This window comes from Bartonella sp. AC62GZZY (assembly GCF_042196525.1).
Classification (GTDB): Bacteria; Pseudomonadota; Alphaproteobacteria; order Rhizobiales; family Rhizobiaceae; genus Bartonella.
The window spans coordinates 1-26,999 of record NZ_JBHIQN010000011.1 but is presented as its reverse complement, the minus strand read 5'-3'; the positions used below and the strand labels follow the sequence as shown (position 1 = coordinate 26,999).

Genomic DNA, 26,999 nt, shown 5'->3' with positions numbered 1-26,999 from the left:
ATGAACTTGAAGAAAAAGATATTAAAGAATAGCAGCTCTCTTGTTTCTGCTTTTATAGCACTGGGGATAGTTGCACAACAAGTTTCAGCAAAAACACCGGCTGATACTCTTTTGATGGCTTGGAACCTTGATGCAATTAGTACATTTGATCCCGCCCAACTTAATGATGTTTATGGAAGTGAAATTGTCCGCAATGTTTGTGATAGTTTGGTCAGTACCGCAACGGATGATCCTGCTAAAATGGTTCCGGCATTAGCTACACATTGGGATGTTTCAGGGGATGATCACAGTACGGTGATTACTTTTCATTTGCGTGATGGTTTGAAGTTTAATGATGGCAGATCAGCCAATGCCAATGATCTTGTTTGGGGTATGAAGCGGATTGTCAAATTGAAGATGACCAATGCGGCAATTTTTAATGAATATGGAATTACAGAGCAAAATGTTGATGATGCTTTGCAAGCCCCAGATAAGAAAACAGTGGTGATGAAATTTGATAAGCCTTATCCAGCAGAGCTTATTCTTAATAATATTGTTGCAAGTCCAGCAACAGCTTTGCTTGATCGTAAGACGATTATGAAGCACGAAAAAGATGGCGATCTGGGAAATCAGTATTTGAAGAGTCATGCTGCTTGTGTTGGTCCTTATCAGTTAAAAAGTTGGCGCCCTGGAGAAGCGCTTTTGTTACGTGCAAGTTCCCATTATTGGGGACAAGCGCCTAAACTGAAGCAGATTCTCATTCGTCATGTTGTGGAGTCAGGAACACAACGTTTGTTGTTGCAAAAACATGATATTGATGTTGCTCGTAATTTGACCCCTGAAGATCTTGCAGATCTGCAAAAAACAACAGATATTAAAGTTGATAGAGTGTTAGAACCAACTATGATGTACTGGGGATTTAATACGACAAATCCCATTTTTGCTAAGGAAAAAGTACGCTTGGCGATGCGTTATCTTATTGACTATGAAGGTCTTGGCAAGAAACTTCTCAAAGGGATTGGTGTTCCACGGGCAAGTTTTATTCCTCTTGGTAACTTTGGGGCTCTGGATGAAAAAGAGGGGCAACCCTTTACATTTGATGTTGCAAAAGCCAAGCAGCTTTTAGCAGAGGCTGGTTATCCGAATGGATTTGAGGCAAATTTTCTCGTATCAAATGCTCCTTATACTTTGTTACTTGCTCAGTCACTCCAGGATAGTGCTGCACAGGCCGGGGTGCGTCTTAAAATTGAACGTGTGGCAGGTACACAGTTGTTTTCAAAAGTGAATGCAAGGGCTTTTGATACGGCTTTTCTCGGATGGAATAACGATTCTGCGGATCCCCATACAATGGCTTCACGTCTTGTTTATAACCCTGATAATCGGTTTGAGGCAAAAAATACCGCCTATCCTAGTTGGAAGCATGGGTATTTTGATGCCGAGATGAATCAAAAAGTTGAAGAAGCATTGTTTCAAAAAGATCCGCAAAAACGGGCGCATCTTTATGCTGATTTACAACGTGAACTGATGCAAAAAGGACCTTATGCGTTTATTTATCAGCAATATAGCGCTATAGCGATGACACCTGATGTCAAAAAATGGGTTTGGAATAGTGCGCCGCGTATTTTTTATAGTAAAATTGAAAAATAAGTGTGTCTTTTTAGTGTTATCAAAGCTAAAAAGAGCTTAATCATAATTGCATGATGAAAATATTCTCCCATATAAAGCTCTTCAGTTTTTTAAGGATGAAACGTGAGGGATGTTTGTGTAGTAGCAGTATATAATTAAGATCGTTTATAGGGAGCGATGAATATAGAAAGTTATATTGGGGAGGATCTTTGTTTATGGTTATAGATTCTCTGCATCCCGAATATAGACTGATGTATAAGAAAATTATTTTATAGATGCTTAGTTTGATTAAATGAAATTGATGTCTAATGCTATGCTATTTAAAAGGTGAAAGAGCAAAATCACAATCACTTTGTGTGAAAAGGTAGAAGAATACAAAAGGAAGAGATAAAATGGGAAAACAAAGAATATTAAAAAAATTTTCTATTTTATTAAGCTCAATCGTTTTTTTTAATGGGGCTGTAACATCGGCATTCAGTGCCTCATCTAAAGATATATTGGTAATGGCATGGAATATTGATTCAATTAGTAGTTTTGATCCAGCGCAAACTGTTGAGGTTGTGACGAGTGAGTTATTGACGAATATTTGCAGCGCGTTAGTACAATATGATGAGCATGATCCTACAAAAATTCGTCCTGCTATGGCAAAATCTTGGGACGTTTTAGATAATGGCAAAAGAATAGTCTTTCATCTTCGTGATGATTTAAAGTTTAATGACGGAAGGACGGCTACAGCGCAAGATCTGGTATGGTCGATGCGACGGATTATAAAATTAGGATTAAGCTATGCTCAATCTTTAATGGATTATGGATTTACCAAAAACAATATTGAAACAAATATTCAGGCTCTTGATGATAAGACTTTACAATTAAAATTAGATAAACCCTATCCTATTCAGCTCATATTGACTGTTATAGGACAATCTTATGCTTCTGCTTTGCTTGATCGGAAAACAATTGAAGCACAGAGTATTAAAGGTGATATGGGGAATAAATATTTAGCAACACATTCAGCTTGTGTTGGACCTTATAAATTGGTGAGCTGGTCTCCAGGAGATAAAGTTGTGTTAGAGGCGACACAACATTATTGGGGCGATGTGCCTAAAATTAAGCAGATTGTTGTGCAGCATGTAGCGGATTCATCAAGTCAAAGACTTCTTTTGGAAAAAGGTGATGTGGATATAGTGCGTGATCTTTCTTCAGAGGATATTTTAGATCTTGAAAAAAAGGGAGGGCCAGTCAAAATTAGTCGTGTTTTGCGTCCGCAGATTATTTACCTATCGTTAAATAATAAGAATGCAATTTTTGCGAATGAAAAGGTCAGATTGGCACTCCGTTATTTAGTTGATTATGAAGGTCTTGGGAAAACTGTTTTGAAAGGGATTGCTATTCCTCGGGCAACTTATATGTCCTTGGGTGTTCCAGGTGCGTTGGATGAAAAAGAAGGGTTGCCTTTTCAGTTGGATTTGAAAAAAGCAAAACAACTGATTACTGAATCTGGTTATCCTAATGGGTTTAAAGCTAATCTTTTAGTTGGAAGCCTTAGTTATATGTCGTCTGTTGCACAGTCTATTCAAGCCAATGCACGCAAAATTGGTGTTGAGCTTACAATTGAAAAAATGGCACAAAATCAATTGTTGAGCCGTGTACGTGGTGGAAATTATGATACTGCACTTATGGGGTGGGGGAGTGCCGATCCTGATGGACATCCTGCTTCATTAAATCACGTGTTTAACCCTGATCCAACATTTACAAAAAAGTACAATATGTATTTAGCTTGGCGCGCTGGGTATTATGATGAAAATGTTAATAACATGGTGATGGATGCTTTGTTTGAGAAAGACCCCAATAAGCGTATCATGCAATATCGTACTTTACAGCATTATGTGCTAGAGCATGGTCCTATGGTTTATTTATTTCAGACATATTATACCGTTGGTATGGGGCCTGATGTCAAAAAATGGATTTGGAACAGTTATAGACTTTATTACAATGAAGCAGAAAAATAAAAAGAAGCATGTTATAGAAAAGGATTGTAGAACATGCTTAATAAGAGATTGTTTTGTTATATAAAAAGGTATTTGCTTTATGTTTTATCGCTACAGAGGGGATTTTTATAATGGTTTTGCCACTTTCAGAGACTGAAAGAGCTGTATCAGAAAAGCAGAAAAAATTATTTTTATGGGATTTTTTATGCAAAGGATTGAAACTTCTTATTTCAGTTTTTATCACATTGCTTGGGTTGGTGACGATCACTTTTTTTCTTGGTCATCTTCTTCCTCTAGATCCAGTTCTGTCTATTCTTGGTGATAATATCAGTCAGGAAGCTTATGATGCAATGTATTATAAGCTGGGTCTTGATAAGCCGTTGATTGTCCAATATTGGAAGTATCTTCATAATGTATTTTTGTTTGACTTTGGAGATGCTTTAACTTCTGGGCGACCTGTTCTAGCCGATATTATGCGTGTATTTCCTGCAACATTAGAGCTTGCAACCGTTGCTATTGTTATTGGCACAAGTCTTGGAATTCCATTTGGTGTTTTTGCAGCAATGTATCGCGATTCATTTATTGATTATGTTGTCCGTGTTTTTACACTTGTAAGTTATTCTACTCCAACATTTTGGCTCGGATTAATGGCGTTGTTAATATTTTACGCCAAGCTTGGCTGGATTGGTGGCCCAGGACGACTTGATTTTCTTTATGAATATTCTTTTGAACCAAAAACAGGATTTTTCCTTTGGGATACTGCAAGCCAAGGACAATGGGAGGCTTTTGGTAATGTTTTTAGTCACGTTATTATGCCTGCTTTGATCTTGGCTTTCGGTGCTATGGCTTATATTAGCCGTATGACTCGTGGGTTTATGATTGAGCAGCTTAATCAGGAATATATCATTACTGCACGTGTAAAGGGATTATCGTGGGCGCGAACCGTTTGGGGGCATGCCTTTCGAAATGCTGCTGTTCAAATTATTACCGTTGTTGCACTTTCTTATGCTTTTTTATTAGAAGGGGCTGTTTTAACTGAGACAGTTTTTGCTTGGCCTGGTTTTGGACATTACTTGACAAATGCTCTTTTAGCCGGAGATATGAATGCAGTTGTAGGATGTACTTTGCTTGTAGGATTTATCTTTGTCGCCATTAATTTATTTTCTGATTTGCTTTATCGCATTTTTGATCCAAGGACACGTTGAATATGACAGTAAGTAATCATCATAAATCGCAATCATCATCTTCTTTGGGTAGTTGGTTAAACGATCCTGTTCCAAACTCCATAATTCAAGCGAACATACAAAGAATTTATCACGCACTGGCTAAGTTTTTTCATAACTTTTCGGCTGTATTCGGTCTGCTTATTATTTGTATTATTATCATATGTGCATTTTTTGCTCCTTGGATTGCTACGCATGATTTTCTTAGCAATGATCTAGGGCATCGGTTGCAGCCACCCTCTATGGCGCATTATTTTGGAACAGATGAATTGGGACGTGACATTTTTAGTCGCCTTGTTTTTGGTTCCCGTATTACTCTTTATGTTGTTTTTCTTACAACAGTTATTGTAGGTCCAATAGGGCTTATTGTTGGAACTGTATCTGGTTATATGGGCGGATGGGTTGATACTGTGCTCATGCGCATTGTCGATATTTTTCTTGCTTTTCCAGGTTTGATTTTAGCTCTTGCATTTTCAGCCGCATTGGGACCAGGGATCGAAAATGCTTCTATTGCAATTTCAATTGCAGCATGGCCACCAATTGCACGTTTAGCACGTGCTGAGACTTTGACAATACGTTCTTCTGATTATGTTTCTGTAGTTCGCCTGCAAGGGGCCTCTGCTTGGCGAATTATTTTGTTTCATGTTGCACCCATGTGTATTCCTTCAGTGATTGTACGATTAACTTTGGATATGTCTGGAATTATTTTAACGGCTGCTGGTCTTGGTTTTTTAGGGTTGGGAGCTCAACTTCCAAGTCCTGAATGGGGTGCGATGCTTTCTTCAGGGCGGGAATTTATGATGACAAATTGGTGGTTGGCGGCAATACCAGGCTGTGCAATATTATTTGCAAGTCTTGCTTTCAACCTTTTAGGTGATGGTCTTCGTGATGTATTGGATCCACGCAATGGGTAATAAATTATTAGAAGTAGAAGATTTACGTATTTCTTTTCCTACAACGCGCGGCATTTCAGAAGTTGTGCGTGGCGTTAGTTTTTCTGTTGGAAAAGAAAAAATTGGAATTGTTGGTGAATCCGGATCTGGAAAATCGATGACTGGGCGCGCAATACTAAGGTTGAGTCCAAAAGCAGCCATTGTTAAAGCTAAAAAAATGCGCTTTGAGGATGTTGATTTATTGGCTGCAAGTGAACCTCAGATGCGAAAAATCCGTGGGAAACGTATTTCAATGATTTTACAGGATCCAAAATATTCACTTAATCCATTAATACGGATCGGGGAACAGATTATGGAGGCTTACCGTATTCATTACCGTGTTTCAAAAGCTGAAGCGAGGGAGCGCACCATATCTATGTTAGAATCTGTTCATATTCGTGATCCTGAACATGTGATGCGTCTCTTTCCTCATGAAATATCTGGGGGGATGGGGCAGCGCGTGATGATTGCAATGATGCTCATTCCAAAACCTGATTTAATTATTGCCGATGAGCCAACATCTGCACTTGATATTACGGTCAGACGACAAGTTTTATCTGTATTAGATGAACTTGTGACAAAATCTGGAACGGGACTTATTTTCATTAGTCATGATTTAAATATGATTGCTGATTTTTGTGATCGTATTTTGGTGATGTATGCGGGCCGTGTGTTAGAAGAGTTGCCTGCTTCTGATTTGTCTCACGCTTGTCATCCTTATACAAAGGCGTTGCTCGCGAGTTTGCCACGGCTTGATAATCCAGTTGATATTTTGGCTGTTCCTGAGCGTGATCCTGATTGGTTGTATAATCCTACGATTGTTAATGGTGTTGAGGAGGTTCCTCATGACAAATTGTGAGAATATTATTGATGTTTCTAATTTATCTGTAACTTTTGGGCACAGGCATAAGGCAGTAACAGTTGTTAAAAATGTTAATTTTCATATTAAGCGTGGTGAAGCTTATGGTTTGATTGGTGAATCTGGATGTGGAAAGTCAACTATTTTGAATACATTGGTGGGGCTCATTCCAGATTATAGTGGAAAGTTCCTTTTTGCTGGACAAGAAGTTGAAAAGAAAAGAAGTAAGGATTTTTTACGCTGTATTCAAATGGTTTTTCAAGATCCTTATGCTTCGCTGCATCCAAGAAAAATGGTCCATACGGTTCTTTCTGAATCGCTCAAAATCCATGGGATGGATAATCAAAGAGAGCGTGTGGAGGATGCTTTAGATTCCGTTGGTTTAGATTCTTCATTTCTTTATCGTTATCCTCATGAGTTGTCTGGAGGGCAGCGTCAGCGTATTGCTCTTGCACGTGCTTTAATTATTGAGCCAGAGGTGTTATTGCTTGATGAGCCAACATCTGCATTGGATGTGTCGGTACAGGCTGAAATTTTAAATTTGTTGAAATCACTGCGCGTGAGAAAAAAGCTTACTTACTTAATGGTATCCCATGATCTTGCTGTTGTTGCACATATTTGTGAACGTGTTGGAATTATGCATAAAGGGATTATTCTTGAAGAGCTTAGCAATGATGAATTGCGTAATCTACATGCGCAACACGATTATACAAAGGAGTTTTTTGAAGCAAGTATAGAGCCTATTGTTCATAGAGAGCAAAGAGCATGATCAATTTTACAGAAGAGAAAGTGCAATTTTATTTGTTTTAAAGTTTTTAGAGATGTTTGGCGGCATTATTAAGAGGGAAGGGGATAATAGGATTTTTTCAGTATGAATTTGCTGGGCAGTGTTTGAGCTATAATATTTTAAATCCTATTAGAACTCGCATTTTGAAATATACGAGTGACTTATAACATACATCCCTTTGTTTGATATTGTTGCATTATTTTTACTTATCATTTTATGTTCAAAAGTTTTATTTTGAGATTTTAAGCATTAAATTTGTGAGAAATAACAAAAGATAGTAATGCTGTATTTTCTAGAACAGCTTCTCATTATTTTACAATATCATTTTGTTTTTGGTTATTCTCTTTTTTACAGTTTTATTCTTTATAAAAAGAATTTTTTGTAAAAAATATCCAATGGTAAATAACTGTCTTCAAATATTTCACTGTTTTCTATTAAAAAAACGCTTATAATAAGCTAGAAAGGCAGAGGTATGCTGCCTTTTTGTTAAATTGAATAGGCTGTTTTTTACAATCTTGATTTAAAACTGATAGCGTATTCCTCCTGAAAAGTTTGCACCACTTATACCAGTTTTTTGAAACTTTTGTTGATAGCTGACATCACCATGAAGGGAGAGGTTAGCGGACAATTGTGCACTTAATACCAAACCCACCTTCAAGGGAAGTTCCTGAGGGGTCACGTTTATAGTCCTTATCGATATGGAGTGCCTGATCATCACCAAAGGTTTTGATCAAGTTTACTTTTCCATAGAAAGACATAGGACGGCTGTTTTTAGTGGCAATGGTTTTTGTCAAACGTGCACCAACACGGATTATCCCTTGAGAAGGATTTTGCATCTCAATGGTCAGATTATCAGCATCTTTAATGGTATCAAACATCAAATACTAATAGGCAAGCTGTGCCTGCGGTTCGAATGTTACGCCTTGAATACCCGTTGCAAATTGTTTGCCAACAGTTGTGGAGATCGCCAACATTTTTGCATTTTTCAATTTTGCGGTTGTACTAATGAGGGCATTGGTGATCTTTCCCTTTAGGAAGCCATAGGATAACAGCGTATCAAGATAGAAACCACTGTCATGTTGTATGGTTCCATAGGTTGTGAGTGACCATTTATCCACAGTGCTCTTACTCGCTGTCTTGTATATTCTTTGGAGTGAAAGAGAGTTGTCCATAGGTTTCTACAAGATCCAAATGTGTTGTAGATATTTTTCCCTTCTGCGCGACAAAGTTAGTGGCTCCTTGTAGAGCAGCATAGTGAAGATTAGCACTGCTATAACCATATTTACTAGGAGCACTACTCATCAGAAAATAAGATTCCTGTTTCTCCATAGAAGTATAAGAAGAAGCCGTTCCGTTTGTCTTATTCTTTCCCTAAAACAGATGTTCGCATATTGGCTAACAGTTGCCATATCGATCAATCCAGCATACAAGAGAGCATTTGGCATGACCAAATAGCAAATAGCTTGCCGTTTGTGGTACAGGCGAATGCACATTTGCTTCAGGATGAGAATTAGAACCTGGGTTAGAATTAAGAAATTCAGGTTGTAGACGAAAGTCACAGAAACCTTTACTTTTCTCATCGAACAGATTTTATTTTATATCAGCTTTGTCCTGGCTTGAGTTTGGCCCATAGGCACGGAGCATATATTTATCAGGTGAACCACCTATTGTGGTATAGCCATGGGTTAGTTTGAAGGAGTCTTCTTCGGCTATTCCAGAAACTTGGATAAGAGAAAGTCCCCGTACATTTTTCTCAATATCAGAAGTTTTTTTGAGTGGTTTTTCCTTTTAAATTAACAAGAGTATTTGTATTTCCTGAAACATTCCATTTATTCAGAAGTCGATCGGTTCTTTGCTCTGCTATTGACTTACCATCACTCTATCAAGTATTGAAAGAAATTTGCGCATCGCCTGTTGCATTATAGATGGCTTTGGTATCTGGGTTTCCAGAGTTTATATGCAATGTGTGGTAATAATTTTCTGTTGGCTCTTTAAAAACAAGAGAACTGTTTTCGAGACCCAGAACAGAAATATCAGAACGTGATCTTTGAGCGATATCAAGCAGATTGCCCTCAGCTTCTTTTTCTTGTGTGCTGTTTTTTAAGATCCATAGTGTACCGTTTTTCAGGTTAAAGCGTACGTTTCTCTTTTTTGCAATGTTTGTTCTTCCTTCTAAAGTGGAATAATCTGCATTTAAGGTGAAGCTACCGTTGGCTATCTCCTTAATTTTTTATTATTCCAGACATTTTTATCTTTTTCATCTTGCCAAGAAATTTTGTTCCCCAAAATACCATCATTTAATAATACATCAGCATGGATTTCTGGATCTTTAAGATTGAGTGTACCGATTGATAGAGCAGGACTATTTTCAATGTTTTTTTCAACAACAGCTTCAACAAAAATTCCAGTGCCATTTTCAATGTGAAAAATTGCACGGTTTAAATTGATTTCATTGCCATTATAAAAAAAATAAAACTAACGTTTTATCAAAAAAAGAAATTGATTTTGAAGATTTAGAAACAATCGATTTTATTGACGAGCTAATCGAATGTGATGTTGAAAGCCAATCAGAGCAAATCGAAATGGTAGAAACTAACCAACCAATCATTCACGAGCAAGAAAGCGTTTCTAAGAGAGTCAAGGGATTAAAGCAGCTGATGGGGTTGGCTCTGTTTTCCGCCCCACGGTGGGGAAAGCCGGCAATGACGTGCCGCTGATTGATATTGTTCGCCCCAATGGACAGGGTCTTTCTCATAACAAATATGACAGTTTCAATGTTGATACCCATGGCGTGATTTTGAACAATTCGACTGAGGAGGTTTCGCGTTCACAGCTTGGGGGATTGGTGCCAGGCAACGGCAATTTGCGTTATAGCGGTGCAGCAAAGGTTATCCTCAATGAAGTAGTGAGTGCCAATCGCTCGCGTCTTGAAGGCGTGAGCGAAGTGCATGGGCATATGGCGGATGTTATTATCGCCAACCCCAATGGGATTACCTGTAACGGTTGTGGCTTTATTAATACACCACGGGTGACTTTATCGACTGGACAACCGATTATTGGAGCCGATGGCGCTTTGAGTGGGTTGCGTGTTGAGGGTGGTGATATCACCATAGGCGCTCGTGGGGCTGATGGGAGTGCATTAGATATTTTTGATCTTGTTTCGCGCAAGATCAGTATCGGGGGTCCCATACAGGTCAAAGGGGATTTGGCTGTTATCGCTGGTCACAATCATTTTGATTATGACAAACGCGAAGCAACTTCTCTTGGTTCTGATGGCAAAGAGCCGGAATTGGCGATTGATTCCAGTGAGTTTGGTGGAATGTATGCGGGGCAGATCCGCGTGATTGCCAATGATAAAGGCGCCGGCGTTAAGATGCGCGGAGACATGGTTGCCAATGCAGGCGCCATGAGATTGACAAGTGATGGCAAGCTGGTGATTGCCAAAGCACGCGCCAAAGGAGCGGTGAAGGCTCATTCTCACCACGACAGTGTACATGTGAAAGATCTGCTTTTTTCAGAAGAAGCGGTTGAACTGAAGGCTTTGAAACATGTTGAACTGGAAAAAAATGCGCGCGTTGCAGCGAGCGGTACTGTTGATGTGGGCGCTGATCTGATCAAGCTACAGTCTCATGCTCTTCTAGCAAGCGGTATTGGGAGTGATGGTCAACAGTCAGCGACGGGTTCTTTGCACTTACAGGCAGCAAAGCTTGAGGCGGGGAATGGGAGGATAGCCGCCGGTGATCTTTTAGAGATCCAAGCAGCAACAATTGATCTAAGCCGCATGCAAGACAATGATCAAACAGGGGTTTCTTCCCTTGGCGATCTGACCATTAAAACCAATCAAATCACCGCTTTAAACAACCATATTGGTGCTAAGGGGAATATTGTCTTGAGCGCCGATGATGGGCTCACTGTAGGCGCTGGACATTATAGCGCCGGCGGCTCTCTTTTGGTGGAAGCAGCAGAGCTTACATCACGTGCGCGCTTAGTGGCAGAGCAAAAAGTTGACCTTTATGCGCATCACGGTGCCCTGATCCAAGAAGGTACTGTATTGTCCAATGGGAAGATAACGCTGGATGCCCATGGTGCCCTCAATCACACGGGTGATATTGTCAGTATGCAGCAGGTTGCCTTGACAGCGGGGGGCATGCTCACAACTTCTCAAGAGAGCACGATTTTAAGTTATGATGTGGTTTTGAGTGCTGATGCTTTAACCCAAGCAGGGACTGTGGAAGCCCAAGAAGGAGCATTAACCCTTCAAGTGCGTGATGGGGTCGCAAATAACGGCACAATGCGCGGTGAGAGTGTCGATGCTCATATTGGTGCATTTACCAATCAAGGGACGTTTATTGCAACCGATGATTTGCATTTGATGGTAAGCACACAAGAAGGCGCCGATCCGCAACAAGCCTTTCTGAAGAATACATCCGAAGGTGTCCTTCAAAGTGGTGGTGTTTTTGTTGTGACCGCAGGGCAATTAGACAATGCCGGTGCGCTTGGCTCTAGTGGTGAGAATGTTGCCCTCAATGTGGCAGGGAATGTCAGCAATAGTGGGCTGATTTACGCCAAAAAATCTATGGACGTATTCAGTGATGGTGATTTAACCAACACACAGGGCAGAATGATTGCAGAAGAGGCTCTCAGTATTGGTGGGCTGAAAGAGATACGTGCTGGTCATATAAATAATGAGGCTGGTCTTCTCAGTGCTTTAGCCGGTGAGATGAAGATTGTTGCAACGTCTTTTGTCAATAAAAGCGCTGAAGCGACAAATTCAGAGCAACAAAACGCTACACATGATGAAGGTGCGCATGTTTTAGCGCGGGATGGTTTGCGCATTGATGTGGGCAGTTTTGAGAATGTTGATGGTCTCATTTCTACGCAAGGGGCAGTCAATATTGTTGCAGATAGTGTGATCCAAGCAGGGCACATAGAGATTGAGCGTGGTGACCTTCAACTGACCAGCCACGGTGATTTAAGCAATAGTGGCACAATAGAAAGCAATGATACCATTGCTTTGCATGCGCAAAACACTCTAAATCAAACAGGGCGCATTGTTTCACAAAAGCGAATAGAGCTTTCCAGTGATGGCATCTTGACGCTGGGTGAGACAAGTGAGGTTGGCGCCTATGATGTAACGCTGAAGGCAGGCACACTCACCCAAGCTGGGCTTGTGGAAGCGCAAGGCGGGGTACTTACTCTCAACAGCCATGATGTTTTAAGCAATTCCGGTATTATGGTGGGCGGTGTTGTTGATGCGAAGCTTGGGTCTTTAGCCAATTCCGGTCAGCTTTTAGCCAGTGACAGTTTTACGCTTGTGGCAAAAAGTCATGATCCGTCATTGGGGCAAGTTGCTCTGGTTTTAAATGGTGAAGACGGTGTTCTCAAAAGTGGTGGCGCTTTTGTCTTAACCGCAGATGTTTTGGACAATGCCGGCAGTATTGGTTCAAGTGGTGATGGGGTTGCGCTCAATGTGAGCGCTGATCTGAGTAATAGTGGGCTGATTTATGCCAAGAAATCTGCCATTTTCTCCTTAGATGGGGATTTTATCAATAAGTTTGCCGATGTCATTGCTGAAGACAATCTCATCATCCGTGGCTTAAGTGGAGAGCGGGCTGGTCATGTGATCAACAGCTCGGGTCTTTTAGAAGCCGTGTCAGGCGATATGACCTTCGATGTCTCAGCGCTTACCAACATGCGTGAAGGTGGGGTTGAAGTTAGCGATAAAGTGGTTTCTCACAGGTTTGTTGCGGGAAGTTGGGAAGGCACTAATGTTAGACACCATCAGATAAAGGAAGATGTTGACACTACAATTAGCCGTCAACAACCTCATTTTACCAATAATGCTGCACAGATTTTAGTAGGACATCATCTGACAATTAATGCCGGTGATATCCGCAATAGCTATAGCTTGATTGCTGCCAATGGCAACATTGAGATGCAGGGTGATACGCTGCTCAATGAGGGGCGTGATTTAATTGAAACAACCAAGATTGTAACTGAAACGCATCGCAGGAAGAAACATTGCCACACAGTATTAGGAGGGTGTAGTATTACAGGCATAACATATTATGGCAGTACTACTGATACCAAAACAACCGTCCGCACTTATGATGCTGTTTATGGCACGATTGAAGCTGGTGGCACGCTTGATGCCAAGTTGACAGGCACTATTGACAATCATGCGGTGCGTGAAGGGGTTGAGCAAGTTGGCTTAAGCTCTGGCGAGAAAGGTTTGGCTGGTGTTAAAAACACCGATTTTGACGGTTCCAAACCACTGATTAGTGATGATCGATTAGATGGGATTATCAATGGTTTGAAAGGGCACAAAGGGCTTTTTGCACCAAGTATCCAAACACCCGCACCAGAATCCATACAGGTGCCAACGCAAGACGGGCTTAACTCTGTTAAGACAGAATTGGCTCAGACCCAATCACCGGATGTGCCGTTTTTAGTTGAGACGCGTCCAGATTTTATCAACCCAAGTAAATTTTTAGGATCGGACTATTACTTAAAAAAGATTGGTAATTATAAGCCTGAGCACGTGTTTAAAAAGTTGGGGGATGCTTATTTTGAATATCGTCTGGTGGGTGAGCAAATCTTTGAGCTGACAGGTAATCGCACTCTTCTTGATGTTGAAGATCCCAATGCTCAAATGCAAAGGCTCTATGACAATGCTGTGGAGCAGCAAGATCCCTTGGAGTTAGAGCTAGGCAAGCCATTAACACCTCAGCAGATTTCTGGGATCAAAAAGGATATGATCTGGCTTGAGACCCACCTTGTCGATGGACAAGAGGTCTTGGTACCCCACGTTTATTTGGCACCAAACACTTCTTTAGCACAAGATGTTTATGGGGCAAAAACGCAGCAAGGAAACCTTGCCAGTGCACGTTTGAAAGGCAATGGCGTTACTATAGAGACGGACCGTTTTGCCAATAGCGGCACCATATCAAGTAATGGTGCATTGCATGTTTCGACCACGCAAACTTTGTTTAATGATGGTGGTTTTTTGCTTGGCGGCGGTGCTGTTGATCTCAGCAGTGGCGATCTTTTAGCCAATTCGTCAGGGGTTATCTTGGGGAATATCATCACCCTCAATGCGAAGACAATCATTGATGGTACTGCAAAAATCCGTGACACAAATGAATATGGTTTTGTTGATCTGATTGGGCAGCAGGCTCAAATCATTTCTATAGAGGATTTGAATATTCATTCTCTTGGCGATTTAAGCATGACTGGTGGCCAATGGAGCAGTGGTGGACCGATGACGGTGATTGTCGATGGTTCTGCTACGTTTGGTTCATTAGTGCTAGAGAGTGACCATAAGGAGACATTGGAAAAAGGGCATTATAACGCCCAAAGCAGTGAGCACCGTTTGACAGAAGTCAACAGTGATGGAGATTTGACCATTGTCACAGGTGGTGATCTTAACCTTGGGGGAAAGTTTAAAGCCAAGGGCAATGGGGATTTCACCAGTGGTGGTGCTCTCAACGCGATTTCAGAGCAAGATTTTAACAGTTTTGATTTGGATCTGAGGGGCAAAGAAGGCGACAAATCGAAGCAAAAGAATAAGTTTCGTCAACAGTCAACAGAAGTTACTACAAACAAAACCACGATAGAAACAGAGGGCAACCTCTCCATGCATGCGCAAAATGGGGATCTCACACTTGATGCCATAGGGGCAAAAAGTGGTGGTCAGACGCATTTGGCATCAGATAAGGGGAAGATCAAGTTTCTGACCAACAAGGATCAAGATTTTAAGGATGTTTATCAGCGTAATGAAAACCTTGTGTGGTGGAGTGAGAGGGACAAAGGCTATCTGAAGGAGACCATCGAGCATGTCACCATAGATGCTAAGGGTGGCATAAAGCTTGATGCGGGTGATGGCTTCGTTGTTGAGTATCAGGCAACCGGTGATTTAGACAAATCCCTTGAGCAATTGTCTCGCTCTCCAGGCATGGCATGGATTAAGCAACTGCGTGATGATCCAGAATTATCCAAGCAAGTTGATTGGCAAGCAGTGAAAGCTGAATTTAAAGACTGGGATTATAAAGCCCAAGGGCTGACAGAAGCTGGCGCTGCTATCGTGGCCTTGGCTGTCACGGCGGTTACGGGTGGAGCAGCCTCGGGCGCTGCCAGTGCCATTACCGGTGCTTTGGGGCTTGGCTCGAGTACGGCCATGAATGCGGCGATACAGGCAGGTGTCCAAGCGCTGATTAACAAAAGCGCTGTGGCTCTTGTCAATAATCGCGGCAATATTGCCGATGCACTCCATGAGCTTGGCTCTTCAAAGAATGTTCTCAGCATTGTCTCGTCGATGTTGACAGCAGGCTTAACCAGCCAAATAACGGAAATGGCAGGTGTTGGACAATCTTTGCCAAAAACCGCTCCTTTTGTCGATCGTATCGCCAGTGAAGCGGAAAAGAACCTGATCAAAGCCGCCATTGGCACGAGCGTTCAAACGGCTCTTGAGGGTGGCTCTTTTGACAAGAACTTTTTTAACAATCTGCGCATCGCCCTGTCTGATACGGTTGGCAAATCGTTGGCGGAAGAAATCGGTACCGCCAAGGCAGAAGGCAAAATAGATACGGTCACGCAGATCGTTGCCCATGCCGGTCTTGGCTGTTTAAAAGGCGCGGTTGCGAGCGGTGCTTGCTCTGCAGGTGCTGTGGGGGGTGCTGTGGGCGAAGCCACTGCTATGCTCCAGTTTCAATTGTGGGTGCAAGGCATTGTGAAAGAGGAAATGGGAGATCTAAACGGTCGCACCCCAACTGCGGAAGAGGAAGCGCGTATAAACGCAAAGATTGATGCGCAGTTTGCTGACTTTAGGGATCACACCATTGATGTCGCACGGGCTGCCGGGGGCGTTGCCGCTGCCCTTGCCGGTGGCAATGTTGATGCCGGCGCTGATGCCGCTGGTAATGCTGCTGCAAATAACTACCTCAGCAGTGCACAACGCGCTCAGATGAAGAAAGAGTTAGAAGAGTGTTCTGATGATCAGTGTCGAAGAGATGTTAATGAAAAATGGTTCGAGATTAGTGAAGAGCAAGATAGAATTTTTGAGATAGGTGTTGCGAAGGGTACGATTTTTGGTGTCGCCAAAGCAATAGGAAACGAAATATCTGAGACAGCTCATGACGTTAAAGAATTAGGTCTGGCAATAGGAAACAGTTCAGTTGATGAGATCTCTCAAAATATTCTTCAAGGCATTGGAACAGCAACATCTTGGGCCACGAGTGGGCATATGTTGGATGATGTCTGGGAAGGAGCTGGTCAATTCTGGGGAGGAGTTAAGGATTCCTTTTGGGGGCATATAGATCACATACATGAAACAATGGAGAAAGGAGGGGATGGAGCATTCAGTGCGGGTTTTGAATCTGGTGAAATGCTAGGTAAACCATTAGGAGATATGGCTTATATAGTGGGTTCTACAGTGCTTACTGACGGTGCTGTTTCAGCAGCCAAGGGAGGCGTAAAGCTTGCGAACAAGCTTGTAGAAAAAGATCTCATCAAATTTGCATCTAAAGCTGAAGAAGCGGCTATAACGGGAGCAACTAGTTCTGAAGTAAATACTGCTCATGTGGGAAAAGAAATCGCACAATCGCTAGAAAAAATGAGCGATGAAGCTATTGCAACTCAATATTTGGGGCAAGAGAGAAAATTCTGGTCAAAACCTATTGAGGTTGGGTTTGAAATAACGAACAAGGGAGAAAAAATTACTCAGATAAATAAAGTCTATCAGAGAGAGGACCTGTTTGATCCTAATAGAATTGTTACTTGGAGACAGGGAGGGAAAGAAGTAAAAGGTACAAATATTGAGAGAATGAAGACAGGAAGAGCTCCTCTTGATGCTGATGATAATCCCATTGAATTACACCACATGCTGCAAACACATGATGGTCCCATAGCAGAGGTTACCAATGCATTTCATAACGAACATAATTCTGTTATTCATATTAATCCTAATACAATGGGATCGGGTATTGATAGAGACATTTTTGATAGGTGGAGATCCAAATATTGGAAGGAACGCGCTAAGATTATAGAAGAAAAGATGAAGCTAAAAAACAAGGAGAATAAACTATGAAAATTTATACTTTAGATGATGTTGCAGTATTAATTGATAAAGTGAATAAATACGATGATGATATTATCAATTTTGGTACTGCAGAGGATGCTCCTGATGATATATTGATTGAAAAAGCTGAGAAAACTCTTGGTTTACAATTCACATCTTCCTACAAAAGTTTTTTAAAAAATTATGGAGGAGGAGAAATTGGTTATGAGGAAATTTTTAGCATTTATAACGCAGGTTTTGAGGATCATCCTGCTGGTGATATTGTGTATAAAAACTTATATAATAGGAAACATGGTTTTGTGACACTAGAACAGCTTGTCGTTAGCAGAACTGATTTTGGTGAAACATTTTACTTTGATTATACTCAGGTTCAGGATGGTGAATGCCCACTTTATGTTAGAATTCCATCTGGAGCGTCACATTATTATGCAAGTAATTTTTATGAATTTCTCTGTAAAAGAATTAAGGACCATGCAGGGGAAGATTTATGAAAACTTATACTTTAGATGATGTTGCACAATTAGTTGATAAATATAGTGATAGTGTTGATTTTGGCTCTACAGATGAAGCCGTTGATGATGTACTAATTGAAAAGGCAGAGGGGATTCTTAAATTGCAATTCACAACCTCCTACAAAAGTTTTTTAAAAAACTATGGAAGAGCGGAAATCTGTGGTGAGGAAATATTAAGTGTTTATAATACAAATTTTGAAATTGCTCGTAGTGATGATATTGTCTATTATCATATAACGGATGTAGAAAATGGTTTAGCAAAACCACAGCAGCTTGTTGTGAGTAGAACTGATTTTGGTGAGACATTTTATTTTGATTACTCTCAGTTTCAGGATGGTGAATGTCCGCTCTATCTTAAGTTTCCACCTAGCGATCCCCAGTATTACGCAAGTAATTTTTATGAATTTCTCTGTAAAAGGATTACAGATAACTTGAAGTAAATTTCTTTGTATGGTGGTTTTACTTCCGAATTGCAATGTTAAACCACTATTTTTTCTTTTCAAGAATGCAGGCATCGTTAATATTTTTAAGGGGGATCATCTATGAAAACCTATACCTTAGATGATGTTATAGAATTAGTTGATAAAGTTGATAAATATGATAGTGATATTGTCAGTTTTGGGACTGCAGAAAATGCTGTCGATGATATATGGATTGAAAAGGCGGAGAAAGCTCTCGGTTTGCAATTTACATCGTCTTACAAGAGTTTTTTAGAACATTGTAAAGGCGGGGACATTGGTGGTGAAGAAATCTATAGTCTTTATGATAATCCTATGGGTATTCCTGCTGGTGATATTGTTTTTCAGAACTTAAATGATAGAAAACGTGGTTTTGTGACAGCAGAACAGCTTATCGTGTGTGAAGCTGATTTTGATGAAACCTTTTACTTTGATTATACGCAGTTTCGAGATGGAGAATGTCCAATCTATGTTATGTTTCCATTGGATAATTGCGAATATTACGCCAGTAATTTTTATGAATTCCTTTGCAAAAGAATTAAAGTACACGTGGGAGAAGAGATACCTGAAGGTGAACAACCGATTGAAAAGATTGAGCACACTCCCACTCTGCAACCTATCCCTTTTTACAAGAGTTTTTGGAAAAAACTATGGAGGAGGGGCAATTGATAGGGAAATATGGAGCGTTACGCAAGTTTTGAGGATCATCTATGAAAACCTATACCTTAGCTGATGTCATAGAATTAGTTGATAAATATGATGGTGATATTGTTAGTTTTGGGATTGCAGAAAATGCGGTTGATGATCTCGTGATTGAAAAAGCAGAGAAAACTCTCGGCGTACAATTCACATCCTCTTACAAAGTTTTTTTAAAAAAATATGGAGGAGGAGAAATTGGTGGTGAAGAAATTTATAGCCTTTATGGAGATTGTGGGGAAGGTATTCCTGCTGGTGATATTGTTTACCAAAACTTACTCGATAGAAAACATGGTTTTGCGACACCAGAACAGCTCGTTGTGAGTTATGATCTTGATGAAACCTTTTATTTTGATTATACGCAGTTTAGGGATGGAGAATGTCCAATCTATGTCATGTTTGCGGATGAGGAGTCCGAATATTACGCCAGTAATTTTTATGAATTCCTATGCAAAAGAATTAAAGTACACGCGGGAGTTGAGATACCTGATGGTGATCAACCGATTGAAAAGATTGAGAACACTCCCACTCCGCAACCTATCCCTTTTTACAAGAGTTTTTGGAAAAAACTATGGAAGAGGTGAAATTGATAGAGGAAATATGGAGCGTTACGCAAGTTTTGAGGATCATCTATGAAAACTTATACTTTAGATGATGTTACACAATTAGTTGATAAATATAGTGATATTATTAATTTTGGTTCTGCAGAGGATGCTCCTGATGATGTATGGATAAAGAGAGCTGAAGAAACTCTAGGTTTGCAATTCACATCTTCTTACAAGAGTTTTTTGAAAAATTATAAAGGGGGAGAAATTGGTAGTGAGGAAATCTTTAGCGTTTATGCGGAGTATAAGGGCATTCATGCTGGTGATATTGTTTATCGAAATTTAAATGATATAAAAAATGGTTTAGCAAAACCACAGCGGCTTGTTGTGAGTAGAACAGATTTTGGTGAGACATTTTACTTTGATTACTCTCAGTTTCAGGATGGTGAATGTGCACTCTATTTTGATTTTCCACCCAAGGATCCACAATATTATGCAAGTAACTTCTATGAATTCCTCTGTAAAAGGATTACAGATAATTTGAAGTAAATTTCTTTGTATGGTGGTTTTACTTCCAAATTGCAATGTTAAACCACCATTATTTTTTTCTTTTCAAGAATGCAAGCATCGTTAATATTTTTTAGGGGGGATAATCTATGAAAACTTATACTTTAGGTGATGTTGCACAATTAATTAATAAGTATCCCGATGTTATCGACTTTGGCACTGCGGAGGATGCGCCTGATGATATATGGATTGAAAAGGCGGAGAAAGCTCTCGGTTTGCAATTCACATCTTCTTATAAAAGTTTTTTAAAAAATTATAAAGGGGGAGATATTGGTGGTGATGAAATTTTTAGCATTTATAACGCAAGTTTTGATAAGTGTCCTGCTGGTGATATTGTTTTCTATCATTTGACGGATATAAAAAATGGTTTAGCAAAACCACAGCAGCTTGTTGTCAATAGAACAGATTTTGGTGAAACCTTTTACTTTGATTACTCTCAGTTTCAGGATGGAGAGTGTCCGCTCTATCTTAAGTTTACACCTAGCGATCCCCAGTATTACGCAAGTAATTTTTATGAATTTCTCTGTAAAAGAATTAAAGAGCACGCAGGGTAATGACGATGCAAACCAAAGATGCAACAGAGATTTTAAAAAGACTTGGCTGGGAATACGCTAACGGTAAGAAATCGCGATACCAATATGAGGATATGCTGATTTCTTCAGAAGAGAATTTTGGAGTTACAGCACTGGAGTTTTTTGAAAACCACGTTAAGGTAGCTTTAGACAAAGTGTTAGCTTGGGCGCAAGCACAAGATATTGAGAAAAAATTACGTGAAAAAGCTGCTAATCATTCTCTCGTTGCAAAGGCTCTACTCGGCGATACTGAAGCTTTAAGGAATTACAAACCTACACCTCAATTATATACACCAGAGTTTTCTGATTATGAAAAGATAACGCAGGTTAAGCGCGTTATCTTTTTTGCTGAGGCGTATAAAAATAACGAATTGGATGACATTTTAGCACGCAAAAAACCGAAACAGTGTTTGATGAGTCTCACAGTAGCAACGCGCATTCTTAAAACCCAAGGATGGTTTGCCACAGAGCCTGGGAAAATGTGGTTAGTTTTGCCGGATCGTTTTATTCAATTTGATTTTGGTTTTATACGTCTTCCAAATGATGATTACAATGTTCATCTTGAAGCAGGGATCTCCAACGAAGATATTTCTGTAGCTTGCTATTATATTCACGATAGTAGAAAATGTAGGCAGATATCAGCTACAAATATTTATCAGTCTTTTAATACGATTGAGGGAGGGGTTTTTAGTGGTGTTGATAAAGGGATTGATATTCGTGTAGAGACATTAAATGAGCAGGAGCTTATCAAAATTTCTGAGCGGGTGATACAATGGGCGCGTGCTCAGGATTTAGAAGCAGCGATAGAAAGCAAAGCGCTTGTTCAAAAATATAGCTCATGTCCTGATATCTCATGGCATTTGGCTTGTTTAGCATTAACAGGTCAAATTGATGTCTTGAAATCCTATCAAAATGCCGTAAAAGCAGGTACGATTTCTGAATATTTAGATGACGATGATGTGGAAAAATATGTTAATCACGCTGTTCAATTTGCTGAAGGACATCTGACCGTTTTAAAGGAGCGAGAGGCGGCAGATGCACGTATTGGTGTACAATCTTTGGCTCTTCTTAATACAGTTTCTGAAACATTAAAAATGATGAACTGGACAGTCTATCGCGACAAAAATTATAATCGTAATGCCTATTTTATAAGCAAAGACCGTATCATTAATATAATGTACAGTCTTGATAGAAAAGGAAAAACACCGATCCTTATATTCAAGGCTTCACTTTCAACACTTGCCTTTTCCACTGCTCATAGGGATGTTTTTCCCGAGAAGCCTCAATATATAGCTCTCAAAGAAGCAGAAGAAGTTTATACAGTTTCTAGTGTTAAAGTTGAAGAAGGCAAACTAAAGCAGATTTGTGTGGATATTCTTAAGTGGGCTGATAACCAAAACACCAACCAAATCATTTATGATTATGCGGCTTTGCCAACAAACAGTGAATTTTTCCTTGCAGAATTTCACCTTATTGCACTTATTTTGACTCGCAATGTCAAAAAACTTAAGTTTTATAAGGAGAGTTTTCAAAGAAAGAGCCGTCTAGGTTTTGTGGAAAACATCACAAAATATGATATTGAGAACGCTCTTACTCTTGCACAGCGTTATTGAACAGGTTTTCCCAAAAAGGCATTGATTTTAAGCTTGGATCCGCAAACAGCATCTGTTGCTTCTAAAAGACTTCGCAGTGATTATGGCACTGCTCCTTGGGAAAAAGGCGCCACGTCTAAAGCAAACGATACGGATTATGCTTTACTTCATCTTGGCGCTCTTGCTTTATTGGGTGATGTTGAGACCTTACAATCTTATCAGAAAAGTTTTGCAGCAGGTGATCACCTAGGCTTTGACGAGAGCATCAACAAAACCCACCTTGAACGTGCATTAGCTTTAGCCAAAGAAGTAGCAAAGGTGAAGCAAGTGAGTTACGCTTTGATTAAACAGGTGGCAGAAAAGCTTGATGATCAACAAGAGGTTATCAGCAAGGAGCAATCCCACTCTTAGAAAGAGAAAATAGTCAATTTTATCGGAAAAAAAGACAAGAAATAGCACCTAAAAAATATCAAAAAGATTTCAGAAATTTAGAAAAAAGACGCGCTCCAAAGCCTTGATCACTAGTTGAGAAACGCAACAGTGGTATGGCTCTGATCATGGTTTTGGTGCAAGATTTTAAGGAAACAACCTATAAAAAAAGATCTATAAAATTACTCCATAGATGATCAAAATCCCTTTTAATGGATTATTGTCTATTTTATCGGTTATGTCTGTTTATTTAACAGACGAATCTTATGATTTTAGTGAATGATTAAAATGTGCTTTATGAAAAGCATATGATCCTTTAAAGCTTTTCAAAAGATAGCTTGTAACTTATAATAAATGTTATCAAGATCCTTATGGTTGTTAGTTTTGGTGGTTTTGTGGGTTCTTTTTATACGTATTATTTTATTTTTTTAATCAAAAATAAAAGTTTATTATATTTCAATATGTTAACTTTTATCAAGTTTCACAAAAAACAACCTATATCAAAATACAACCTGTAAATTCAACTAATGCTATATGTTTTGTAGGTTTTTTTGGGGGGGGGGTGAGAAACCTTCAAAACTTATAAGTAATATAAGAAAATGAATATATATCACCCTCTTTAAACAAAGCTTTTGAAAAGGATAAAGCTATCATTTTAGATTACGGTATAATCTTTTAAAGGCAATGTAAAAGAAGCATATTCAATTTAAGATAGGGTTTCTTAAAAGTCTTAAAGCAATCCAAATAAGAGTATCTAAAAGTGCAAGTTTCTTCTTTTTAGAATAACGCATGATAGGATTGTATCTAATCAACTTAACAAAAGAGGTATAGATTATGGTTATAAGCTCTATACCCCTTGTGAGTTTATCATACCCATTATGTGAGCATGCTTTATAAGTTATTCAGTTTCTCTTATTTCTAATTTTGGTAAGTTTTTTACGATTTTCATTGTTTCTAGACTTACAGTAATAACCCTTTGAAACAATTCTAGAGGGTAGGCAGGGTTGCCAACGGTTTCAACAGCATAGCGATTGGCATCATTGACAATACCACTCTTTTTATCAGTCTTAACACACTGACGCCCCATAACCCATTCAAGAGCGGGTTTACCGTTGACGATATACTCATAAGCTTCAAGAGGGATATCTGTTATTGTGATATTGCTGTTATAAAAAACAGTTGATTTATCCTTTTCCTTACTATTCCCAGAAAATTTCATTTCTGTAACGTAGTAAAATTCTTCGGGATTAGAGATCTCAGTCTGTTTTGGATTACCCTTTTTAAATGTGACTGGATAAGGCTCTACATCTTCATAATTCACGTGCAAATGCCCCAGTTCACGCCCTGCTGTCACAAATTTCCAAAAATCATCAGCACTCTTTACGCAAGGGATACGAGGCAGTTCTTTGCATAAATTATGAGCATAACGGGCGCGGTAATCTTCCGAATGAAGTAAACCGTAAACGTAATAAAACAAATCATCTTTAGTGATTTTTTCATTAGGATAAGCCGCTTTAAAATGTGCTAATCCTTCATCAGTAATGGAATCACGTCTCTGTAAACCAGATGTTGTGTTTGCTTCTGTAAATAAATGGGATTGTTTCTCACTTTTATTTTTTAAAGATTCAGTATTTTCGTAAATATAACGTGGAAAGCATTGACCAGTATGCACTGCATGAAAATTAGGTAAAGCCTTAGTCATTAAAGTAGAAAAAACTGTTTGAGTTGCCGTACCTGTAATTTGTATTACTTGATTTTCAATCGCTTTTCCCATTGGGAATATACGAGGCATCTGTAAAACCAATTCATTGAAAATGCGATTATAATAAAGCCATTGTTGTATAAAAGGGCGATATAAACTTTGCGTGAAACATGCTTCTTCGAAGTTGAAAGTCTTTCTTTTTACCAATTCTTGTTTAAGAGCGCGACTCCAACTGATTTTTTTAGCATCTGAATTTACAAAATTGTCTACAATATTGGTACGTGTTTTACGGTCAGCATGTCCATAAGCAGCATTAAAACGTTTTACCTCACTATTATAAAAGGCTACCATATTATTCATATTTTTTGATAAAGCATCACGGCTAGAGTTGTATGTCCAAGCGTCACGATTGGTTTTTATACCACATGAAGAAGCTTCAAATAGTTTTTTATTATGCCCTTTTTTATCATCTAAGGCGAGAAACGTTTCAAAACTGTCATCACGTTGATGAATCCAATCATCATGCTTATCTGGTGTAATTATTTGCCAGCCTTGTTCACGTGTAATACCACCAACACTACCAAAGTCTTGAATCATTCCAAGTTTTTTTTCGGTAGAAAGATTATTACCAATATCATGATAGTAAATTTTACAAGGTCCAATAGTATTGGGATTTTTGATAAATATTGTAACAGCAATACCAGTCATACTACCACTACCAAAAACATTCTCTCCTTCTTGAGTTGCTCCATTGCTTAACATGTTTTTACGGATATCTCCCCGTAAATTAAGCACGTAAATACTCGTAAATTCGTTGGCTAAAGATTTTCGTAAGCTGTTCATTGTTGGCTTGTCTATATAGCTTGAACCAGAAATAAAGCCGATTACCCCAGCATTACCAATACGGTCACTAGCCCAACGAATGGCACGAATATAACTGTCATAAAGTGCTTGTACATTCGTAACTTTAGATTGAGCTGCATAGGTTTCACGAATACGTTGATCTAATATGGGATAAGGAGTATTCTTCGCGTTATCATTGGCACTTTTTTGACCTGTTGAATAAGGAGGGTTGCCGAAGATAACTTCGATAGTCAAATTTTTCTGATGCTCTAAATATTCACTGTTTTCTTTGAGAATACCTTCCATCAAATTTTTTTCTTCAATCATTCGAAACGTATCAGTCAAACCAATATGCTTGAAAGGGATATAATTTCCTTTCATAAGACCATGATAGGTTGCTTCGATATTAATGGCTGCTATGTAATAGGCTAGCAAGACAATCTCATTTGCGTGGATATCATAACGGTATTTATATTCCATATCCTCTGGTTTGATGAGATTGGATTGTAATAGCCGTGTGATAAAGGTCCCAGTACCCGTAAAAGGGTCAAGAATAGAAACACCACGTGAACCCAGGCTTTTTCCAAATTCATTGCGTAAAATATCATCAACAGAATGAATGATAAAATCAACAACTTCAATGGGGGTATAAACAATTCCTAATTTTTCTACTGTACGCGGAAAAGCATAACGGAAAAATTCATTATAAAGCTCTACAATTAAACTTTGTTGTGCTTCAAGAGTGGTAATTCCACGCGTGTAAAACTGTACACTCTTAGAAATATTTTTGAGATCTTGAGATTCTTCTTTAGGAGTAACTTTATCAAGGGCATTGAGTACACGTTGTAAAGCGCAAGATACGGGATTTTCTTGAACAAACTGATGCCCCTCAAATAAAGCATTAAAGACTGGACGCGTCACAAGATGTTGCGCAAGCATTTCAATCGCATTTTCTTCGGAGAGGGTTGTGTTTAAATTGTTACGTAATTCGGTCATAAAATCATTAAACACCTGCCGTGTTTCAGTTTCTGATTTTGTTAAAACTTCAGTTAAGCGTGTGATATGAGTTTGAGCAAGATCACCAACATTTATTGCCCATTTTTTCCAATAGCTAGGATCGTAAAATCTATTAACAATAGCAGTTCTAATGACATCTTTACATTTAGAAAAAAGGGGGAGTTCTCCTTGTTCTTCACATGTGTGAGAAGATTCATAAGTTGCTAACCCAATATTAAGTCCTGAATACTCTAATTTTGAGCGTATAGGTAAATCATCAATAACCGTGGTCGTATCTTCTAACGCAAGTTCTTGAGAAGCAGCAACAATTTCAAGAGCATCGCTTACATCTTGTTTTTTGTGCATATGGTGAATTATTTTATTAAAGTTATCATCATGGGCACGTAAAGCATTGAGAACTTGCCAGATGACATTATACTTTTGGTTGTTTTCTAAGGCTATTTCCGGCGGAATATCAGCGGGTATCCCAACGGGTAGAATGATATAGCCTCTTTTTTTACCCTCTGCTCGACGCATTACACGTCCTATCGCTTGAATAATCTCAATTTGACTTTTGCGCGGGTGTAAAAATAGAACAGCATCAAGAGCAGGAACATC

Annotated in this window: 13 protein-coding genes and 3 pseudogenes; 14 read left to right on the top strand and 2 right to left on the bottom strand. The window is 39.2% G+C overall.

Going from position 1 to position 26,999, the window contains the following annotated elements; translation table 11 throughout:
• The 6 genes from ACFIML_RS07060 to ACFIML_RS07035 all read left to right on the top strand — a co-directional run bounded on the left by ACFIML_RS07060 (position 1) and on the right by ACFIML_RS07035 (position 7,376).
• Positions 1-1,626 (top strand): ABC transporter substrate-binding protein, encoded by a 1,626-nt coding sequence (locus ACFIML_RS07060; protein WP_375686683.1) that lies wholly within the window; start codon positions 1-3, stop codon positions 1,624-1,626.
• A 371-nt stretch (positions 1,627-1,997) separates the two neighbouring features.
• Entirely contained in the window at positions 1,998-3,614 is a 1,617-nt protein-coding gene (locus tag ACFIML_RS07055; RefSeq protein WP_375687752.1) for an ABC transporter substrate-binding protein, read from the top strand.
• 110 nt (positions 3,615-3,724) lie between these two features.
• Positions 3,725-4,798, top strand: a complete 1,074-nt coding sequence (locus tag ACFIML_RS07050; RefSeq protein WP_375607280.1) for an ABC transporter permease — start codon at positions 3,725-3,727, stop codon at positions 4,796-4,798.
• Between the two features lie 2 nt (positions 4,799-4,800).
• Positions 4,801-5,730: an ABC transporter permease gene (locus ACFIML_RS07045; RefSeq protein WP_273790732.1), complete on the top strand. Its 930-nt coding sequence runs from the start codon at positions 4,801-4,803 to the stop codon at positions 5,728-5,730.
• A complete protein-coding gene (locus ACFIML_RS07040) occupies positions 5,723-6,607 on the top strand; it encodes an ABC transporter ATP-binding protein (protein WP_273790733.1) in 885 nt (294 codons plus the stop codon). The genes ACFIML_RS07045 and ACFIML_RS07040 overlap by 8 nt, the downstream gene beginning before the upstream one ends.
• On the top strand, positions 6,594-7,376 hold the full coding sequence (locus ACFIML_RS07035; RefSeq protein WP_273790734.1) for an ABC transporter ATP-binding protein: 783 nt from the start codon (positions 6,594-6,596) through the stop codon (positions 7,374-7,376). Before ACFIML_RS07040 ends, ACFIML_RS07035 begins: the two co-directional genes overlap by 14 nt.
• Before the next feature lie 538 nt (positions 7,377-7,914).
• Here ACFIML_RS07035 and ACFIML_RS07030 read toward each other — a convergent pair.
• Positions 7,915-9,857, bottom strand: a pseudogene (locus ACFIML_RS07030) (autotransporter outer membrane beta-barrel domain-containing protein); the annotation flags it as partial.
• 169 nt (positions 9,858-10,026) lie between these two features.
• On the opposite strand from ACFIML_RS07030, the pseudogene ACFIML_RS07025 reads away from it, so the two are divergent.
• The 8 genes and pseudogenes from ACFIML_RS07025 to ACFIML_RS06990 all read left to right on the top strand — a co-directional run.
• Positions 10,027-17,478 (top strand): annotated as a pseudogene (locus ACFIML_RS07025) (DUF637 domain-containing protein); the annotation flags it as partial.
• On the top strand, positions 17,475-17,960 hold the full coding sequence (locus ACFIML_RS07020; RefSeq protein ID WP_375607372.1) for an SMI1/KNR4 family protein: 486 nt from the start codon (positions 17,475-17,477) through the stop codon (positions 17,958-17,960). The pseudogene ACFIML_RS07025 and the gene ACFIML_RS07020, both read left to right, overlap by 4 nt.
• Positions 17,957-18,421, top strand: coding sequence for an SMI1/KNR4 family protein (locus ACFIML_RS07015; RefSeq protein ID WP_375607373.1), 465 nt, complete (start codon positions 17,957-17,959; stop codon positions 18,419-18,421). Before ACFIML_RS07020 ends, ACFIML_RS07015 begins: the two co-directional genes overlap by 4 nt.
• A 102-nt stretch (positions 18,422-18,523) precedes the next feature.
• Entirely contained in the window at positions 18,524-19,108 is a 585-nt protein-coding gene (locus ACFIML_RS07010) for an SMI1/KNR4 family protein (RefSeq protein ID WP_375687749.1), read from the top strand.
• A 41-nt stretch (positions 19,109-19,149) separates the two neighbouring features.
• Positions 19,150-19,719: an SMI1/KNR4 family protein gene (locus ACFIML_RS07005; RefSeq protein WP_375687747.1), complete on the top strand. Its 570-nt coding sequence runs from the start codon at positions 19,150-19,152 to the stop codon at positions 19,717-19,719.
• Between the two features lie 48 nt (positions 19,720-19,767).
• The gene (locus ACFIML_RS07000) at positions 19,768-20,229 is read left to right on the top strand and encodes an SMI1/KNR4 family protein (RefSeq protein ID WP_375687745.1); all 462 of its coding nucleotides are present in this window, start codon (positions 19,768-19,770) and stop codon (positions 20,227-20,229) included.
• Between the two features lie 107 nt (positions 20,230-20,336).
• Positions 20,337-20,801 carry an SMI1/KNR4 family protein gene (locus tag ACFIML_RS06995; RefSeq protein WP_375687743.1) on the top strand — a complete coding sequence of 155 codons (465 nt, stop codon included), beginning with the start codon at positions 20,337-20,339 and terminating at the stop codon, positions 20,799-20,801.
• A 5-nt stretch (positions 20,802-20,806) separates the two neighbouring features.
• A pseudogene (locus ACFIML_RS06990) lies at positions 20,807-22,822 on the top strand (DUF6990 domain-containing protein).
• A gap of 916 nt (positions 22,823-23,738) precedes the next feature.
• Here ACFIML_RS06990 and ACFIML_RS06985 read toward each other — a convergent pair.
• Positions 23,739-26,999: type ISP restriction/modification enzyme (locus tag ACFIML_RS06985; protein WP_375687741.1), on the bottom strand; the 3,261-nt coding region annotated here is incomplete at its 5' end.